The following is a 331-nucleotide window of genomic DNA, read 5'->3' on the forward strand; positions in this document are numbered from 1 at the left end:
GCCACGATCAGCACCGGGGCGGCATCGATCCCGAACAGTTCCAGCCCCATCACCGCGCAGGCCACCGGCGTGTTGGCCGCCGCGCCGAACAGCGCCACCATGCCCACTGCGGCCGCGAGCGGCACCGGCAGGCCCAGCACGAGCGACAGCGCACTGCCCAGGCCCGCGCCGATGAAGAACAGCGGGGTCACCTCACCCCCCTTGAACCCGGCGCTGAGCGTGGCGACGGTAAACACCAGCTTGAGCAGCCAGCTCCACCGATCGGGCGCTGCCACGAAAAAGCCCGGCAGCGTGGGCGCGCCGGGATGGGCCGACAGCACACCCAGCCCGA

General features: G+C 71.9%; 1 protein-coding gene. It reads right to left on the minus strand.

Annotated features, from left to right (window positions below; all coding sequences use genetic code 11):
• Nucleotides 1-331 (minus strand): chloride channel protein (locus H926_RS31145; protein ID WP_043610692.1); only part of this gene is annotated, 331 nt, incomplete at both ends.

Source organism: Novosphingobium sp. B-7 (assembly GCF_000410615.1).
Lineage (GTDB): Bacteria > Pseudomonadota > Alphaproteobacteria > Sphingomonadales > Sphingomonadaceae > Novosphingobium > Novosphingobium capsulatum.